This is a genomic window from Flavobacterium sp. (assembly GCF_044368625.1).
In the GTDB taxonomy this organism is placed as follows: Bacteria; Bacteroidota; Bacteroidia; order Flavobacteriales; family Flavobacteriaceae; genus Flavobacterium.
In genome coordinates this window covers 1-18,542 of record NZ_JBIPPD010000042.1, presented here as the reverse complement: position 1 = coordinate 18,542, position 18,542 = coordinate 1, and the positions used below count along the sequence as shown (strand labels likewise).

The 18,542-nt window shown below is 36.9% G+C and carries 15 protein-coding genes and 1 pseudogene; 5 read left to right on the top strand and 11 right to left on the bottom strand.

Annotation, left to right across the window (positions count from 1 at the left end):
- The 4 genes and pseudogenes from ACIQ2X_RS05265 to ACIQ2X_RS05250 all read right to left on the bottom strand — a co-directional run.
- Positions 1-253, bottom strand: a pseudogene (locus ACIQ2X_RS05265) (RNA methyltransferase); the annotation flags it as partial.
- A gap of 147 nt (positions 254-400) precedes the next feature.
- On the bottom strand, positions 401-928 hold the full coding sequence (locus ACIQ2X_RS05260; RefSeq protein ID WP_396177864.1) for a KdsC family phosphatase: 528 nt from the start codon (positions 926-928) through the stop codon (positions 401-403).
- Positions 912-1,676, bottom strand: coding sequence for a Rossmann-like and DUF2520 domain-containing protein (locus ACIQ2X_RS05255; RefSeq protein ID WP_396177863.1), 765 nt, complete (start codon positions 1,674-1,676; stop codon positions 912-914). The genes ACIQ2X_RS05260 and ACIQ2X_RS05255 overlap by 17 nt, the downstream gene beginning before the upstream one ends.
- A gap of 39 nt (positions 1,677-1,715) precedes the next feature.
- Entirely contained in the window at positions 1,716-2,612 is an 897-nt protein-coding gene (locus tag ACIQ2X_RS05250) for a pirin family protein (protein WP_396177862.1), read from the bottom strand.
- 159 nt (positions 2,613-2,771) lie between these two features.
- Between ACIQ2X_RS05250 and ccsA the strand changes: the two genes are divergently transcribed.
- Positions 2,772-5,918, top strand: coding sequence for a cytochrome c biogenesis protein CcsA (gene ccsA, locus ACIQ2X_RS05245; RefSeq protein ID WP_396177861.1), 3,147 nt, complete (start codon positions 2,772-2,774; stop codon positions 5,916-5,918).
- A gap of 624 nt (positions 5,919-6,542) precedes the next feature.
- Here the strand turns inward: ccsA and ACIQ2X_RS05240 are convergent.
- Both ACIQ2X_RS05240 and ACIQ2X_RS05235 read right to left on the bottom strand, forming a co-directional pair.
- The gene (locus ACIQ2X_RS05240; RefSeq protein WP_396177860.1) at positions 6,543-7,331 is read right to left on the bottom strand and encodes an anti-sigma factor domain-containing protein; all 789 of its coding nucleotides are present in this window, start codon (positions 7,329-7,331) and stop codon (positions 6,543-6,545) included.
- Positions 7,328-7,858, bottom strand: coding sequence for an RNA polymerase sigma factor (locus ACIQ2X_RS05235; RefSeq protein WP_026977007.1), 531 nt, complete (start codon positions 7,856-7,858; stop codon positions 7,328-7,330). Before ACIQ2X_RS05235 ends, ACIQ2X_RS05240 begins: the two co-directional genes overlap by 4 nt.
- 195 nt (positions 7,859-8,053) lie before the next feature.
- Between ACIQ2X_RS05235 and ACIQ2X_RS05230 the strand changes: the two genes are divergently transcribed.
- The gene (locus ACIQ2X_RS05230; RefSeq protein ID WP_396177859.1) at positions 8,054-8,644 is read left to right on the top strand and encodes a glutathione peroxidase; all 591 of its coding nucleotides are present in this window, start codon (positions 8,054-8,056) and stop codon (positions 8,642-8,644) included.
- A gap of 118 nt (positions 8,645-8,762) precedes the next feature.
- On the opposite strand, the gene ACIQ2X_RS05225 is transcribed toward ACIQ2X_RS05230, so the two are convergent.
- Positions 8,763-9,257 (bottom strand): GNAT family N-acetyltransferase, encoded by a 495-nt coding sequence (locus ACIQ2X_RS05225; protein ID WP_396177858.1) that lies wholly within the window; start codon positions 9,255-9,257, stop codon positions 8,763-8,765.
- A gap of 44 nt (positions 9,258-9,301) precedes the next feature.
- Positions 9,302-10,141, bottom strand: coding sequence for a hypothetical protein (locus ACIQ2X_RS05220; protein ID WP_396177857.1), 840 nt, complete (start codon positions 10,139-10,141; stop codon positions 9,302-9,304).
- Positions 10,142-10,354: 213 nt separating this feature from the next.
- On the opposite strand from ACIQ2X_RS05220, the gene menD reads away from it, so the two are divergent.
- Both menD and ACIQ2X_RS05210 read left to right on the top strand, forming a co-directional pair.
- Positions 10,355-12,010, top strand: a complete 1,656-nt coding sequence (gene menD / locus ACIQ2X_RS05215; RefSeq protein WP_396177856.1) for a 2-succinyl-5-enolpyruvyl-6-hydroxy-3-cyclohexene-1-carboxylic-acid synthase — start codon at positions 10,355-10,357, stop codon at positions 12,008-12,010.
- A 166-nt stretch (positions 12,011-12,176) separates the two neighbouring features.
- Positions 12,177-13,031, top strand: a complete 855-nt coding sequence (locus ACIQ2X_RS05210) for a S1 RNA-binding domain-containing protein (protein WP_396177855.1) — start codon at positions 12,177-12,179, stop codon at positions 13,029-13,031.
- A gap of 246 nt (positions 13,032-13,277) precedes the next feature.
- On the opposite strand, the gene ACIQ2X_RS05205 is transcribed toward ACIQ2X_RS05210, so the two are convergent.
- A complete protein-coding gene (locus tag ACIQ2X_RS05205) occupies positions 13,278-13,712 on the bottom strand; it encodes a PH domain-containing protein (protein WP_396177854.1) in 435 nt (144 codons plus the stop codon).
- The gene (locus ACIQ2X_RS05200) at positions 13,712-14,827 is read right to left on the bottom strand and encodes a C1 family peptidase (RefSeq protein ID WP_396177852.1); all 1,116 of its coding nucleotides are present in this window, start codon (positions 14,825-14,827) and stop codon (positions 13,712-13,714) included. Before ACIQ2X_RS05200 ends, ACIQ2X_RS05205 begins: the two co-directional genes overlap by 1 nt.
- Positions 14,828-14,886: 59 nt before the next feature.
- Between ACIQ2X_RS05200 and ACIQ2X_RS05195 the strand changes: the two genes are divergently transcribed.
- Positions 14,887-15,726 (top strand): 1,4-dihydroxy-2-naphthoyl-CoA synthase, encoded by an 840-nt coding sequence (locus tag ACIQ2X_RS05195; protein WP_396177851.1) that lies wholly within the window; start codon positions 14,887-14,889, stop codon positions 15,724-15,726.
- Positions 15,727-15,930: 204 nt separating this feature from the next.
- Here the strand turns inward: ACIQ2X_RS05195 and ACIQ2X_RS05190 are convergent, their stop codons facing one another.
- Positions 15,931-18,270, bottom strand: a complete 2,340-nt coding sequence (locus ACIQ2X_RS05190; protein ID WP_396177850.1) for a patatin-like phospholipase family protein — start codon at positions 18,268-18,270, stop codon at positions 15,931-15,933.
- Positions 18,271-18,542: the final 272 nt, after the last annotated feature.

Below are 18,542 nucleotides of genomic sequence, written 5' to 3'. Positions count from 1 at the left end.
CGACCCAAACGGCAAAAATGCGCCATAAATCTTCGCGATCAAAGGGTTCTTTTACGTCTGCAATCTCTGAATATAATCGTTTCCAACGAACAATTTCGTATATGGTTTCGGCAACAAATTTACGGTCGTGGCTGCCCCAACGTTTGTCTTTTTTTAATGCTCTTGCCACCACTTTATCTGCATATTCTCCTTCATTAAAAATTGCATGTAATGAATCAATAGTGGTGTAAACTAAATTTCTGTGTAATCTCATTTTATTTCTTTGAGGTGCAAAGGTACTGATTTTAGTTTTCAGTTTTTCAGTTTTCAGTCTCAGTATCGAATCTCGGTGTATAGTTACCGTTTTCAGGTACAATTTATGAAAACTGCCAACGGATCACTACCAAACTGCGACTGTGAGTTAATCGTGTTTTCCGTCAAAATACGTATTCCATTTTCCTTGAACTTTCATCACTTGTTCTATCACTTCTCGAACCGCACCTTTTCCGCCGTTTTTGTGCGATATGTATTTAGATATGGTTTTTATTTCGGCAACCGCATCTTGTGGACAAGTGGGTAAACCTACCAGTTGCATTACATGATAATCCGGAATATCATCTCCCATATACAAGACATGGCCGGAGTTGATGTTGTAAATTTCAACATATTCTTTGAACGTCTTAACTTTATCAGAAGAGCCCAAATGAATGTCGGTAATACCTAAATTTTGCAATCGAATGCGTACGCCTTCATTGGATCCTCCTGAAATAATACACACTTTATAGCCACTTTCAATAGCTGCTTTCATTGCAAAGCCGTCGCGAATATGCATGATTCGAAGCATTTCGCCTTCGGGAGTGATATGGACGGAACTGTCGGTCAAAACGCCGTCAATATCAAAAATAAAAGTGGTGATCTCGTTTAAAATTTCTTTATAGCTCTTTGCCATTGTTTTGGATGGATTGGGTGAGTAATTGATAAATTGATTTTTTGGTAGCATCTGGTTTAAGAAATTCCAAATGCGCTTCAATAGTTTGCTGGTCCTCTCTTTTTGCTGGTCCTGTTTGTGCTTCATTTGGTGTCAAAGTCCGCACTTTTGCAGCGGTTTCTGAGATTAAAGCATCTAAAATTTCAAATGGAACTTGGTTTTCTAAGCATATTTCGTTGCCAATTTGGTACAAATGATTAACAAAATTATTGACAAAAACGGCAGCAACATGCAAGGCTTTTCGCTGTTGAGAATTGATAATATATATTTTTTCTGAAATAGTATTTGCTAGTTTTTTGATAATTTCTAGATCAGCACTGAATTCGCTTTCGATACAAATAGGAATTTCTCTGAAATCCACTTGCTTGCCTTTGGTGAACGTTTGTAAAGGATAAAAAACGCCGCGACGGTTGTCTTTACTCATTTCTTCAAACGAAACACTTCCAGAAGTATGTACAATGAGTTGGTTTTTTAGAGGGATTTGTTCAGAAACTGTACGAATGGCATCGTCCGAAACCGCAATTAGGAATATATCAGCGGGAGCAACCAAGCTCCAGTCGGAAATATATGCAATACCCTCCGAAAAACCAATCACTTTTGACGGTTCACGAACGAAAATTTGTTGGATTTGAATTTCTGGATTTTGCTGAAAAGCCTGAATCAAATGTTGGGCTACATTTCCGTACCCAATGATACTAATTTTTACCATTTGACAAAATTATTCAAAAAAAGAGATATTTGGGCGAAATTATTTTTTTAGCTTGTAATTACTTTGTTGCTTAGGTAAAGGAACAAATTCGATTTCGTCGGGTACTTTGTCAAATTCTTGGTTTTGCCAACGCATTTTAGCCATTTCTATTAGGTTTTTATCCGACGACACAAAGTTCCAGTAAATTGTGCGTTCTTCTGGAAAAGGTTTGCCTCCAAAGATGTAAACTGTTGTGTTTTCGTTCATTTCAAAGCTACAACGTGAAGCATCTTCAGCAATTAAAATTTGTTTTGATTCAAAAACAGTTCCTTCTGAAACAATACTCCCTTCCAAGATGTACAAAGCACTTTCGCCAAATAACTCTGAGCCAATATGTAGGGTTTGTTTCGAGGTTGATTTTAATTCTAATAAATACAGTGGACTGTGTACCGGTACCTCCGATTGATGACCTAAGAGTGATCCAGCAATTAGTTTGGCATCCACGCTTTCTATGCTCCAAGTTGGGATTTTTGAAGCTTCAATGTGAAAAAAACTGGGTTCAGTTTGTTCTAATTCTTTTGGCAACGCTACCCAAATTTGCAGTCCGTGTAACGATTTATTTGATTTTCTTAAATATTCGGGTGTTCGTTCAGAATGCACAATTCCTTTTCCAGCGGTCATCCAATTTACGGCACCAGGTTTAATTTCAATTTCAGTCCCCAGACTGTCGCGATGCATAATACTTCCTTCAAAAAGATAAGTCAACGTTGAAAGTCCGATGTGGGGATGCGGGGGAACGTCAAAATTTTTGTGATCAGAAAGTTGGAGTGGCCCCATGTGATCGATAAAAGCAAATGGTCCAACCATACGTTTTTCGCGAAAAGGCAACAATCTTCCAACTCTAAAATTCCCTACTAAATGAGTCCGCTCTTCAATAATGTGCTGAATATTTGACATGCTATAATTGTATTTAATTTCAAATATACGCATTTTCAATGAAGGCGCTAAAGGGTTAATTTTATGCAATTTTTAAGAGTTGAGAAATCTGTGAGATGGAATAATACTAACATTTTTGCGTACTTTTGCACCATATTAAAAAAATTAATTTCCACCACCATGGATAAAAAAATCATTTCAGTTCTCGGGTCGATTTTCTTCTCAACACGTTTAATGGCATTGTTATTTATTGGTTTTGCCGTAGCAATGGCCGCCGGAACTTTTATCGAAAGTAAATACAATACCGATACGGCTCGAATCTTGGTTTACAATGCTTGGTGGTTTGAAGCAATTATGTTCTTTTTTGTAGTAAATTTTATTGGAAACATTAATAAATACCAGTTGTGGAAAAAAGAAAAATGGGCAACTTTGATTTTGCATTTGTCGTTCATTTTTATTTTAGTTGGCGCATTTGTTACACGTTATGTGAGTTATGAAGGAATGATGCCCATTCGCGAAGGCGAAAGTTCTAATGAGTTTTTCTCGGACAAAACATTTTTAACCGTTTTTGTAGATGGAGAATACCAAGGAGAAATGAAACGTAAGACACATGAAAATCCGCTTTTACTTTCGCCGGTTACCAATAATTATTTTTCAATAAAAAGCAAGTTTAACGATACGGATTATAAAGTTGAATACAAAAATTTTATAATGGGCGCGACCGAAGAAATTGTTAAGGATCCCAAAGGCATTGATTTTTTAAAAATGGTGGAATCAGGAGGTGGAACCCGACACGATCATTTTTTAAAATCAGGCGAAGTAGAAAATTTTCACAATGTGTTATTTTCACTAAATAAATTTACTCAAGGTGCGATAAACATCAATACTGAAGGAGAAGTTTTCACGATTCAAGCGCCTTTTGAAGGAGATTTTATGCGAATGGCCGATCAGTTGAGAGGTAAAGTAGAAATGAATACCGTTCAACCTTTGATGTTGCGATCGCTATATAACTTGGGTGGTGCTCAATTTGTTTTTCCAGATCCTCCTATAAAAGGGCGTGTGGGTTATGTTTCCAATAAGGATTTTAAAGACAAAACGACTGATGATGCTATTGTATTGAAACTTTCGTCTGGCAATGAGGAAAAAGAGGTAACACTCTTAGGCTCAAAAGGAAAAATGGGCGTGCCACAATCAGTAAAAGTAGGTGACTTAGAATTTACTTTATTTTACGGAAGTAAAATTTATACCACACCTTTTAAAGTCAAACTTAACGATTTTATAGCGGCCAAATATCCCGGAACTGAAAAAAGTTATTCTTCTTTTGAAAGTAAAGTTGAAGTGATAGACGGTTCTGAAAAATTTGATTACCATATTTATATGAACCATATTTTAGATCACAAGGGGTATCGCTTGTTTCAAGCTTCGTTTGATGAGGACGAAAAAGGTACCGTACTTTCAGTAAGTCACGATTTTTGGGGAACTTGGATCACTTATATTGGGTACTTTTTACTTTATTTCGCTATGATGGCCATTATGTTTACCAAATATTCCCGTTTTGCCGATTTAAAACGAAAATTAGAAAAAGTAAAGTTGAGAAAGGCTAAACTTGCTGTTGTTGCTTTGTTTTTGAGTTGGGGTGGTTTTGCACAAAATCATCAAAAGCAACCTGTTGACCTGCAAGTAGTGGATTCGGTGATTCAAAAATACATGGTAACCGAGGAACATGCCGAGCGTTTCGGAAAATTAATCATTCAGGATGCTGGAGGAAGAATGAAACCGGTAAATACTTTTTCGTCCGAATTGTTGCGAAAAGTGAGCCATGAAAATTCATACAAAGGCTTGAATGCCGACCAAGTTTTTCTGTCCATGACGCAACTGCCAAGTGCTTGGTACCAAGTACAAATGATTTACATCAGTTCCGGGAACGACAGTATTCGAAAAATTATCGGAATTCCAGCGGATCAAAAATTAGCGGCTTTCATTAATTTCTTTGACGATAAAGGAAATTACAAATTGTCGAAATACTTGGATGCAGCTTATAAAACAGCCAATCCCAACAAGTTTGAAAAGGATTTTGTGGAAACGGATAAAAAAGTGAACTTATTGAGTTCGGCATTGTTTGGAAGTATTTTGAAAATTTTTCCAATTCCAAATGAAAAAAATAACAAGTGGGTTTCCTATCCTGAATTGGGCGAATCCAATATCAAAGGAATGGATTCGACGTTCACCAAACAAATTATCCCAATTTATTTGTCGGCATTGGCCAATGCAACTGAGAATGGAAATTACAAAGAAGCCAATTTCTATTTAGACGGAATTCAAAAATACCAGCGAAAATACGGCGCTCATGTGATTCCGAGCGAGGACAAGATCAGCTCTGAAATTTTTTACAATAAAGTCAATATTTTCAAAAATTTGTTTTACTTGTATATGTTTGCTGGAATCCTGATGATTTTATTGGTAGTTGGAAAAATTTTCAACGAGAAAAATAAAATTTTGAATTTCTTGGTCAATTCTATGCACGTGGTCATTGCGTTATTATTTGTAGCCCACACAGTCGGATTGATTATTAGGTGGTACATTTCGGGTCATGCTCCATGGAGTAACGCTTATGAATCGATTATTTATGTGGCTTGGGCAACGATGTTTTTTGGTTTGGCATTTGATATCAAATCGAAATTAACCGTGGCTTCATCCGCTTTTGTAACTTCGATGATTTTAATGGCGGCCTATGCCAATTGGGTCGATCCAGAAATTGCAACCTTGCAACCCGTGCTGGATTCCTATTGGTTGATGATTCACGTGGCGGTTATTGTGGCAAGTTATGGCCCTTTTGCCTTGGGAATGATTTTGGGTGTGGTTTCACTAATTTTGATACTTTTTACCACCGAGAAAAACAAAGTCCGAATGGAACTCAATATCCGTGAAATCACTTACATTAACGAAATGGCATTGACCATCGGACTAATTTTACTTTCCATCGGGAATTTTCTAGGAGGCCAATGGGCCAATGAAAGTTGGGGAAGATACTGGGGTTGGGATCCAAAAGAAACTTGGGCTTTGATCAGTATTATGGTGTATGCATTTGTCATTCACATGCGATACGTTCCAGGACTTCGAGGAAAATGGATTTTTAATTTGATGAGTATGTTTGCTTTTCTATCCATCTTGTTCACATATTATGGTGTAAATTTCCACTTGGTAGGTTTGCATTCGTACGCAACAGGTGAGGCAAAATCGTTGAGTTGGATTTGGCAAACGCTTATTGCAATTGCCGTTTTAGGCGCGATCAGTTATCCAAAATACAGAAAACACTATACAAAATAAGATAAGTTTTATACTATACAAAAAGGGATTCAGTTGTTAAATTGAATCCCTTTTTTTATAAGAACCCCTCTTTTCAAAAATATAATTCTTCTTTGGGCGTGCCCCAAGGGTCGGGTCTTCCGTTCCCGCTTCCCGATGAAAAATCGGGAGAGCTCCACTTCAACCCCTCACGCGGAAACAATCGCTCACCTCAGTTCCAGAATTTACTCAAAAGCACTTATTATAACATCTTTTCTTAGTCATTACCTTCTAAAATAATTGAGTTTTCCAGCCGGGAACATGTAAATTTGACACAATGCAATATCCAATAATAAGTACTGATAATCCGAGGGCGTATACATTCTTTTTACAAAAAATGAAGGCTAAAACCACTAAAAGTCCAGAGAATAGAAAAATTGCTTTTCTCATAAATTGTTGAAACGCCATGTCGATAATAATTTTGGGAATCAACGGGTTGGTTAAAGATAGTTTCAATGAATAATATTGAAAAAAATCGCTCACAATGAATAACAAAATAAAAGAGCTGCAAACATAAGTTGCAGCTCTAAAATGTTTCGATTTATTATATCTCTCAATTGTTGTCACCCAAATTTCGATGTTGGTGTTTGTTTTTTAAATTCAAAACTACACTTTACCCAAAGTATACAATTGTTCCAACGTTGGCGAAACGCTTCCGCCAGCGGGTTCTAAAGTAATTCCAAAAGCTTCTGCTCCAGAAGTGTTACTAACAGCAAATAGTCGGGAATCATTAGCAATAAAGTTATCTAAAAGACCAATGCTAGTAGGTGTCAACGGATTTAATTTCAACGCCCAAACTTGGTATACATAACCCTCTGGTGGTTCTGGCAATCCTGCAGCATCAACATATACGGTTTGTGTTGCCTGATTCCAATATACTGTTGCCTTTGACTCAGGAGAAACTGCCTGACCACCCAATGGCACAACCGTATTGTTTTGGTCACGAACCACAGCCAACAAACTTTCGGTTTGGGTTTGGTTAAGTTTTACCGTATTCAATTGCTTTTCTAAGGTGTCGTTTTCGGTTTCAATCATCACAATTTCATTCTTAGCCGAGTCCAATTGGGTATATTGCCAACCAATTCCAATCATCAAGATAATTGCAGCTGCCCAACCGATGTACGGGGCAATGCTGTTTTTCGGTTTCATTTCTACTACTTTTGCGTGCTTCTCAATCAATGTGGTACGAATTTTATCGTAATTTGCTGCCGAAAGATACGGCGCCATGCTGTAAGAAAGACTGATTACCGCTTTCTCAATTGAAATAATTTCCTCCTGAATTTCAGGATGCTTTGAGGCCATTTGAGCAACTTCAGCAGTTTCGGCTTCGCTAAGCGTTCCAAAAACGTAGAGTTCTAAAATGCCGGATTCGATATATGCGCTAACTTCCATCATACTTGTAAAAAGTTTCTTAAATCATTAATGCAATTTCTATTTTGCGTTTTGACCGTTCCAAGCGGTATTTCAAGTTCGTCCGAAGCTTCTTGTTGTGTGTAACCTTTAAAAAATAAAAGGTTGATAATTTGGATGCACTTCGGTTTTAATTTCTTGACAAATTCTTGAATTCCGATACTATCAATCATGTGTGAGAGTTTGTTACTGTCGTCTAAAAGATGTACGAAATTATCCGAAGATAAGTTTTTTCGGCTGTTGTTAAATCCTTTAGAACGCAATTTGTCAATGGTCGTATTTCGAGCAATATTGATGATCCAAGTAAAAAATCGCCCTTTACTTTCGTTGTAGGATTCAATATTTTTCCAAATTTTTACAAATACTTCCTGTAATACATCTTCGGCTTCCTCACGATCGTTGATCAAATTATAAATTACCCCGTAGAGGTTTTTCGAGTACATATCATACATTAAGGTAAAAGCCTTATCGTCTTTTTTTAAGATCAAAGGCAAGAGTTCTTCTTGTGTCATGAATTAAATTTTGTTTGTTTCAAAAGCAATTTTTTTAAAAGTAGGCTAAATATAGGAATTTTCTTGATAGGAATATTTTTCATTCAAAATTTTTAAACTTTCAAAGTGTATTTAACAAGTGTTGAATTAATATTTTAAGCTTTATTTGACAAAACAGAATTTGCGATTGATTACTTTTATAAAAATTTATTCCGGATGAAAAAAATATTTTTTAGCGCTTTCACAGCGCTCTCACTAATCGGTTGTATGAACAACAACGCACAAAACAACAATACCGCTTCGGCAGAAATTGCAAAACCTATGGAAAAACAAAGTATTTATCAGTTTAAAGTTACAGATTTATCAGGTGAAGAATTCGATTTTGCTTCGTTGAAAGGCAAAAAGATTTTGGTGGTCAATACTGCTTCTAAATGTGGATTGACACCGCAATATGAGGGTTTGCAAGCGCTTTACGATCAGTATCAGGCTCAGGGCTTTGTGGTTGTAGGCTTTCCGGCCAATAATTTCATGTCGCAAGAACCCGGAACAAGTGCCGAAATCGCCACTTTTTGCCAAAAAAATTACGGTGTAACTTTCCCGATGATGGGCAAGATTTCTGTAAAAGGAGACGATATGGCACCCATTTATCAGTTCTTGACTCAGAGAAGTAAAAATGGCGTAGAAGATTCAGAAGTGGGTTGGAATTTCCAAAAATACCTTATCGATGAAAATGGTTTTGTAGTTAAAGTTGTTGGTCCACAAACCAGCCCTACAGATCCAGAAATTGTGGATTGGATTAAGAGTTAATGAATTAGAAACAGATTAAAGTCTAAAGATTTGAAAACAGAAAACGCAAACATTACGTGGGCGTTTTCTGTTTTTTAGTTTTAAAAACGCAACCTATAACTTTCAATCTACAACTTTTTCATAACTTCAACGTCATCAAATTCGCATCCAACCAACGATCAAATTTAAAACCCACTTCCTTCAAAATCCCCATCGATTTAAAACCGAACTTTTCGTGAAAGCGAATGCTATTTTCGTTTGAAGCATCAATCACGCCAATCATTATGTGGTAATTTTCTTTTTTTGCGGTCGAAATTAATTCTTCCATCAATAGTTGTCCAATTCCTTTTCCCGCAAAACCCTCTTTCACATAAACCGAATGTTCGACTGTAAAACGATAGCCAACTTTAGTTCGAAAAGTATCATACGTTCCAAATCCTACAATTTCATGGTCATGTTCTGCTACAAATGTGGGGAAATTTTTTGCCTTTTTGGTTTCAAATATCACCGTTTGCTCTTCCAAACTTCTTGGGTCGTAATCATAAATGGCAGTCGTGTTTAGAATTGCGTGGTTTACAATTTCTAAAATTGACGGAAGGTCGGAAATGGTGGCTTGACGTATTATATACTTCATTTTCCAAATATAATAAACAAATACATCTCTAGGTTGGCAAAATTTTAATCAGTAAGAAATACTTTTATGTTTAAATCATAATTTGGAATCTTCTGCCAAGTCCCTTCTTCTGTTTTTGTAAAATAAAAAGCATCTTCAACTCCCTTATTTGCTCCAATCGCAGGGTCATAGAAAAACCAATCTGTTAATTTTCCTGAAGTTCCATACTGCTTATTTTCTTCAACTAACAATATTTGTGCTGAAACAAAAAAACCATTTTTGGGAATAGGAATTAAATTATCTTCAAAATTATAGGTCGTAATACTAGCTCCATTTTTTAGAGTTAAAATTATATTTTCAGAAGAAATTAATTGGTCAGGCTTCCCTTTTTCATCAAGAGTATATATATTTATACCCATTTTTCTACCTTCTTGATACGTAGCGGTTTTAAATTCGACTTCCTGTAAGTAAAATTGTTTTTCTTTATTTGTAGAAAATGATTTTCCAATTTCTGAAATAGTTAGGTCGTATGTAGCGGTTAACCACCTGTTAGTTCCACTCAATTTTCCAAGTTGTATTTTTTGCTTTCTTTTAGGGCTTAAAATTACTACTTCTCTCAAATTTACCTTTTCTTTATCAAGATGAATAATGCTTGAATTTAGGTCAATAGGTGTTGTGAGATATCCAATACAAGTAATTGTAAATGAATTTTTTACATCATCTTCTTCAATACAAAATTTTCCATTCGCATCTGCATTTGCATATATTTTATTTTCTTTCCAAATGTTTGCGTAGGGAATTATTGAAGAGGTTGTGCTGTCATAAACAGTAAAGATTTTTTTTTGCGCAAACAATGCATTACAAGTGAAAACAAATAACAGTAATAAATAAATTTTAGATTTCATATTTACATAATAAAATTGCCTTGGCGTATAAAACTACAGATTATATTAATAATTTTTGAAAAAGCTTATTTTACAAAAGATTAAGCCTCGATCCTTTCATCAAAAATACTATAAACTCTGCAAAATTAACTCTTCAATACTGTTAAAATTACTCCTAAACCACTCCAAAATTCAGCGGTATATTTTGTAACTTTGCACCTCAAATCTTCTGCTATGATTTATCCGAAAATTCCTTTGGCACAAAGTATTCTTGAAATTTTTGCTGCTCGAGGAATTCATCAAATTGTAATTTCTCCTGGCTCTCGGAATGCTCCGTTAACCATCGGTTTTGCCAGTAACGAAAACTTCGAATGTTTCAGCATTGCCGATGAACGTTCGGCGGCATTTTTTGCTTTAGGAATCGCACAACAAACCCAAAAACCAGTAGCACTTTTGTGCACTTCTGGTTCGGCATTGCTCAATTATTATCCTGCTTTTGCCGAAGCTTTTTACAGTCAAATTCCGCTAATCGTACTTTCAGCTGATCGTCCCGCTGAGAAAATCGATATTGGCGACGGCCAAACCATCCGACAAGAAAATGTGTTTGCCAATCACAGTTTATTCAATGCGAATTTAAAAGAAAATGTTTCTATTGAAAACGACCAACTCATCAACGAAGCCATTTCCAAAGCTATTTTAGAAAAAGGCCCCGTTCACATCAATGTTCCTTTCGAAGAACCTTTGTATGAAACGACTCAAGAGCTTCTTGTACAAAGTCAAATTATTACTGAAACCCAACCCATTTTTGAGTCGGAAGCGTCAACTGATTTTGCAAAAATATGGAATGCCGCTTCAAAGAAAATGATTTTGGTGGGCGTCAACTTCCCCGACGCCATTCACCAAAACATCATTGATTGGATGGCAAATGACCCATCAGTTGTAGTATTGACAGAAACCACTTCTAATTTACACGACGCCACTTTTATTAATAACATTGACACGATAATTACACCCTTTACGTCAACAGATTTCGAGCATTTTCAACCAGAAATTTTAGTAACTTTTGGCGGCATGGTAGTTTCAAAACGCATAAAAGCTTTTTTAAGAAATTATAAACCAAACCAACATTGGCATATTGATCCATTTAGATCGTATGATACTTTTGGTGCTTTAACGAAGCATTTTAAAACAGCACCTAATTTATTTTTTGAGCAATTGATGCCGCTTACGCAAAATACGGAAAGTTCATACAAAGTTGAAATTGATGCCGTAAAAAAACTCCGACAAGAAAAACAACAAGCTTACTTATCAAAAATCCCATTTTCTGATTTCAAAGCTTTCGAGTTGATTATGCCGCGTTTGCCCCAAAATTCGATGTTGCAAATTGGCAACAGTTCGCCCATTCGATATGCTCAATTGATTGATATTGATCCTTCAATTAGTGTTTTTAGCAACAGAGGAACCAGCGGAATCGATGGTTCGACTTCCACGGCAATTGGTGCCGCTTGCGCTTCGAAAAAGCCTACCGTTTTTATAACAGGCGATATCAGTTTTCTCTACGACAGCAATGCATTATGGAACGCATACATTCCTAAAAATTTCAAAATAATCCTTGTCAATAATGGCGGTGGCGGAATTTTTAGGATTTTGCCCGGCCATGAAGAAACGCCTGTTTTTAATCGCTTTTTTGAAACTTCGCATTGTTTTACAGCCGAACATTTGGCAAGAATGTTTCAGTTTAATTACCTCACGGCTTCTAATGAAACGAATTTAGCAGCAAGCTTAACAGCGTTATTTGCCTCAAACGACCAACCTGCGATTTTAGAGATTTTCACGCCAACATTGCTAAACGACGGAATTTTACTGCAGTTTTTCAAGGAATTGGTTTAGTTCAAATTCTGATTTTTTTGCCACTAATTCACTAATTCATTTTACGGTGCTTTTTTTTGTAAAAAATCATATAATCTGTGTTCAAAAAAACCATTTTCCGAAACAAAAATCCTGTAAATGAAAAGCAAATAAAGTTCGTACCTTTGCAACTCGGAAAAATAGCATTATGATTCAAATAGGAAAATACAATACATTAAAAATATTACGCGATACAAAAGTAGGACTCTTTTTAGGCGATCCAGAAACGGATCCCGAGGGAATTCACGACCTGCTTTTACCCAACAAATACGTACCGCATCATTTTGAATTTGGCGATGATTTGACCGTTTTTGTCTATTTGGACCATGAAGAGCGACCGGTTGCCACACTTTTAGAGCCGTACATTTTATTGAATGAGTTTGCACTTTTGCGCGTCAACTACACCAATCAAGTAGGTGCATTTATGGATTGGGGAATGGAAAAAGACATTCTCGTGCCCTTCAAAGAGCAGGCCCGACCGATGGAAAAAGGCAAGCGGTATTTGGTGTATTTGTACCTGGACGAAAAAACCAATCGATTGGTCGCATCGAGTAAAACCAATCAATTTTTGAGCAACGACAACCTTACGCTCGAAAGAGGCGAAGAGGTCGATTTGATTGTTTCGCACATCACCGAACTCGGAATCAATGTAATTATCAACGAAAAACACAAAGGTTTACTTTATAAAGATGAGGTTTACGACGATTCCATCCGAACGGGAGACCGTTTGCGAGGTTACATCAAGCACATTCGTCCCGACAATAAAATCGATGTTTCCTTAGAAAAAATTGGTTACGAACGCATCGAACCCAATGCCGAACGCATTTTAGACGAACTTCGGGCCAGTCGTGGTTTCCTCCGATTAAACGACAACAGCCATCCCGAAGACATCAAAACGGTGTTGCAAATGAGCAAAAAAACCTTCAAAAAAGCCGTTGGTGCTTTATACAAAGACAAATTAATCGAGATTAAAGCCGACGGAATATATCTCGTAAAAGAATAAAAACACCCCCTTTACATTTTTTTGGGCGTGACCCCGATAGAAAAAATCGGGGTCGGGCTTTTCGTTGCAATCTTTTTTGTCCCGATCTTATCAGTCGGGACAAAAAAGGATTTTCACTGCAATCCCTCACGCGGAGTAGGTGTAAATCACACTAAATGTGCTATGTTATGCTGTCCCGATACTTCGGGATATTTCAGCATCTCTGTAAAAGTTAGATTCTTTTTAAAAAATTTCATTGGAAATTTTTTAAACCACCTCAATATCCGGATTAATTTCGCGTAAAGCGGCAATAAAATCTTCCTTATTTTCTGGTGATATAAAAAGGTCATCGAACTTTTTGTAGTAAACAATCAGTCCGTCTTTATCTAAAGCAGGCTTGATAAAACTCATAACATACCATTTGTTCCAACGCTCTATTTTTCGAATAGTATTAATTTCTATACTACCCCGAACCGGTCCTGAACAATAAAAAAGCCGATTGCTTTTGATTTTATAATTCGTGTCGAGCAATATCCAGATTAACATTCCGCAGACGCTGTACAAAACCACGAACACAACTGCTATTGATGCACCCGTTTCGTTCTTGTTTTCTGGAAAAAAGGGAATGACGATTAAAAAAACAACTACCAGCCATAAAAAGCCGACCGTTACATTATTTTTGGAAGATTTAAAAATGGTCATTACAACTTCAATTCTTTTCTGGTATTTTTCAGCAAAGCCTCTTTGTGAACCAAGACCGAAATGGCTTTCAATTTTAAATAGGGAACACTCATGTAAATGTATCCGCCGTTTCCAATATTTGGTTGATCATTTCCCCAAGAATTTTTTACTTTATAATACATCGTTCCTTTTTGATCTTTTACTTTTCCTACAATGTGCATCAAATGATCGTCGGTGGTGTTGAAGTTTTCAAATTCCTGCTGACGAAATTCGGGTGTAATCCTTTTTTCGGCTTTTATTTCGGTCAAAATTATTTTTTCATCGCTTTCATTTTCAGGGACTACAGCAATACCATACTTGCCAGAAAATGTTTTTTCACTTACATCCGCATCCAAGGCCAATGTGTAGCCTTTTTCCAAGGCATTATCAATATTGGCTACAAATTCCTCCAAAGGTAAATTGTAAAATGATCCGTTCGAAAAATTATCGGGAATGTCTAAAATAAAGGTTTTGTAAAAAGACTCGTGTGTAAATGAACTGATGGTTACATAATCGTCTAATTTCAATTGCGTCATTTCTAGGAAACTTTTCGGTGTATATTTTTTGCCTTCAAATGTAAATTCAATCACATTCGCTCCCATATATCGGTCCAGAATTTCGTTTACTTCGGCTTTCCATTTTGGGTCTAATTTTACTTCGGGATTGGCGTGTTTTTTAACCACTATTTCTAATTCTTCGGCCATTTTCGAATGGTCGTGTTTTGATGCATTTCCTATCAAACCGGGATAGATGCTCTGCGGTACAAGTCCAGCTATTTTTGCACTGTTGATAACATCGTGGTTCAAACCACCTTCGCCAAATTGTATTTTGCCTTGTCGCATCACATAATTCCACGCTTTTTTAGGGTAGGTGTGGCGAACATTATACATTTCGGATAAATCAATTTTCTTTCCAGTGATACGAATAATCTCGGCTTCGAGAAATGAAGTCGACGAAAAACTCCAGCACGTTCCCGTATTTCCTTGAGAAATTACCGGTTCGGCTTCGATGTCTTTTACCGTTTGAAATTCATATTTTTGAGCCGAAACGGAGAAAGAAAAAGCAAGAAATGCTAGTGTTATGAAAGTAGTTTTCATTAGTTATTTTATTTTAATAAGAAGTAAAAGTATTATTTTTACGCTAAAATAAGATAAAAATGAGTACGATAAACTGGATAACGGCAAAAGATTTTGAAGATATAACCTATAAAAAGTGCGATGGCGTAGCCCGAATTGCATTTAACCGACCGGATGTACGAAATGCGTTTCGACCAAAAACAACGGCAGAATTGATTCAAGCATTTCACGATGCTCAAGAAGATACATCAATTGGTGTGATTTTACTTTCTGCCGAAGGCCCAAGTTCTAAAGACGGCGTTTATTCTTTTTGTAGCGGTGGCGATCAAAAAGCGCGAGGAAGTCAGGGATATGTGGGCGAAGACGGCTACCACCGACTCAATATTTTGGACGTGCAACGAATGATCCGGTTTATGCCCAAAGCGGTTATTTGTGTGGTTCCGGGTTGGGCCGTGGGTGGCGGACACAGTTTGCACGTGGTTTGCGATTTAACATTGGCTAGCAAAGAGCACGCTATTTTTAAACAAACCGATGCCGATGTAACCAGTTTTGATGGAGGTTATGGTTCGGCTTATTTGGCAAAGATGGTGGGGCAAAAAAGAGCGAGAGAAATTTTCTTTTTAGGTCGAAATTATTCGGCTCAAGAGGCGTTTGATATGGGAATGGTAAATGCAGTTGTTCCGCACGATGAGCTGGAAGATACCGCTTATCGATGGGCACAAGAAATTCTTGCTAAGTCGCCCACTTCGATAAAAATGCTGAAATTTGCAATGAACCTCACCGACGACGGAATGGTAGGTCAACAAGTTTTTGCCGGCGAGGCAACTCGACTGGCGTACATGACCGAAGAAGCGGCCGAAGGAAGAAATGCTTTTTTGGAAAAACGCAAACCGAATTTTGAGAAGAAGTATTTGCCTTAAAATTTAAAAAGCTGCATTCGATTGTTTACTAATGCGTTTATTAGCAAATTGAAACTCCTGCAAGGTTTTCAAAATTTCGTAGTGTATTTCTCTTAATTTAGAAACCTATAAAGTCAAAAAAAAACCTTGCTGGAGTATTCAATTTAGATTACTTTCTCGAAGTTTGTGGACAGGCAAAACGCCCAAATTATTTTAAAAGTGATTTTAATTCGAACGATTTAAAGGAAAGCCCACGCCAAACGAAATCCGTACGTCGTTGATGTCGTTTACCCACGAAACGTCGAAATTTACAGGACCTAAAATGGAATTGTAACCAAGGTTAACGCCCGAGGAAAAAAGCAATCCTACATTGTTGTATTCGCGCCAGTTTCCAGTTGCATTGCCGATGTTGGAAACAAAATTATTTAAGGTGTCAAACCCAACAAGTGCGACGTCCAGATGAGGGATGACATATAATTTTGGCTTGAAATTGTATTGCAAGCCCAAATTAATTTTGGTAAATTGTGTTACCGAAAGTTCACTTTGATTCAAACCCATGAACATAAAATTATCTCGTCTCGGATTGAGTTCGTTACCGCCGATAAAATATTTCGCACCCAAACCAAATTCTTTGAATGAAATGGCGTCATTATCTTCGCGATCAACTATTATAAAATTTCCAATCGCTCCTACAACACCTGTTAATTTGGAACTAAGCGGAAGTCTTTTCTCATAATCCAATCCAATTTTGAAAAAGTTGGGTAAACTACCTTTTTCGTTTAATATATTACTGTCCGAAAATTGTAAACGTACTTTATTATTAACCGACCGGCTGATATTGGTTCGAAAAGCGGTTCCGTCCGTAGGAAAAAGCGTTGCATTAAAAGTATTGTACACATATTGAGTTCCCACTTGAATTGCATTAAAAGAGTAGGAATTGAGTGTAAAACTTGTATCGTCTTGTTCTGTGTTCACTTTAGGTTCTAGCGTATTGTATTGATAATTTACAAAAAAGCCAACGTAACTGGCCATTGATGTAATGTTTCTGTTGATTTGGTTGTCAAATTCGACATAGCGGTTGCTAATTTCATCTCCATTTTCGCCGTTGAGGTAGGTGCGTTGCGTTACTATTTGACCCAATGCTTCGGTGCGCCACCACCAGTTTCTGTCGCCACCAAAATTTTTCTGGTGCTGCAATCTCAAGCGGGGTTGTTCGGCAATATCGGCAGTTACAAGGGTTCGAGAAGAAGCACCTAAAATGTTTCTACCCGTATAATTCAATAAAATTCCCACCCCGTGAAAATCATCATAATGCAAGGCGCCTTTGATTTGGTGTTTGGAGCGTTCAAGACCGTTGAGCAATAAACCCAATTTGCCTTTTTTTGAAAAAGGTTCGAAAGTAATTTGTGTAAAAACTGTAGTTCCCATCGCACGACTGATTCCTTCGATAATGCCTTCTCGGCTGTAATTCTCACCTGTTTGAATGTTTGTTCTCGCCTTTACAAGTGGTAAATTGGTTTTGCTGATGCTTTTAAAAACTAGAGTGTCCAACTTAATGTCTTGTTCAATGGCGGGTATTTTGACTGTAATTTGTTTGTGATTTTTCAGTCGAAGGGACAAAGCTCTTAATGCTTCGAGATTGTCTGCAACCGCTAGTTTGCCTTCTTTAAATATGTTGTCGCTTTGTTCAAAGTCAGTGGTTCCGTAGGTCAGATGATCAGAATGATTGATTAAAATGTCGCAAAGTGCTCGGTTTTTTGGGTTTTTTAGATGGCTGCTCAACATTCCTGCTTGAAAAAGCAGTGACGAAATGTTTTCTAATTCTTTTTGTTTCATCATTCCTTCGCCCACATCGCTTCCGATAATAATGTCGGCACCCAAATCTTTGGCCACATCAACGGGAAAATTATTCAAAATGGCGCCGTCAATAAGTAAACTATTTTCATAGGTAACGGGCGAAAAAAACCCGGGGAGTGACATACTCGCTCGCATTGCCAACGCCAACGAACCTTTATCCAAAACCACTAGTTTTCCTTTTACGATATCTGTTGCTACCGCTCGAAACGGGATGGGTAATTTATCAAAATCGTCGATGGTATAACTGGGAAAGGTGAGGAGTGAAATAAACTGTCGTAAATTCTGGTCGTTAAGTAAAAATTTTCCAACTTTTATTTTTCCTTGCGAATAATCAAAATCCACAAAGTAGCGACCAAATTCTGTTTTTTCTTCGACGCTCACGTTTTTTAGAGAGACTTTTCCGCCAATGAGTTGTTCCCAATTGGCTTCTTTGACAATATTTGCAATGCTATCTCCCGAATATCCCATCGCATAAAGGCCACCCACGACGCTTCCCATACTGTTTCCAACAATCAAATCGGGCACAATTCCTAGTGAATCTAGGGTTTGCAACAGCGGAATATGAGCGATGCCCTTGGCGCCACCACCACTCAAAACGAGTGCTACTTTGGGTTTTTTTTCTTGCGCAAAATTGTGTACGGAAGTCAATAAAAAACCGATTGTTAAAACCAAGTGCATCAAACATTTTAAGGATAAACCTTTTGGCATAGTATGTATTTATTGGTGAAATATGAAAATCATCATTGTATAAAATGAGTATTTTTAATGTGATTTTCAGTAGTAAAGATAGTATTTATGTAGGTCATCTCAACATGTAGGAATATCACATACAAAGTCCGTTTTCAAATTTAAAAATCACAGCCGTCCGAAAGTTTTTCAAAATCGATAAAAACTTCTTGTTAGCCCAATGTTTTAGTGAACAAACTTGTTTGTAAAGCCGAAATATCTTTTTCAAAAAGTGTTTTTATATTTTGTTTTTC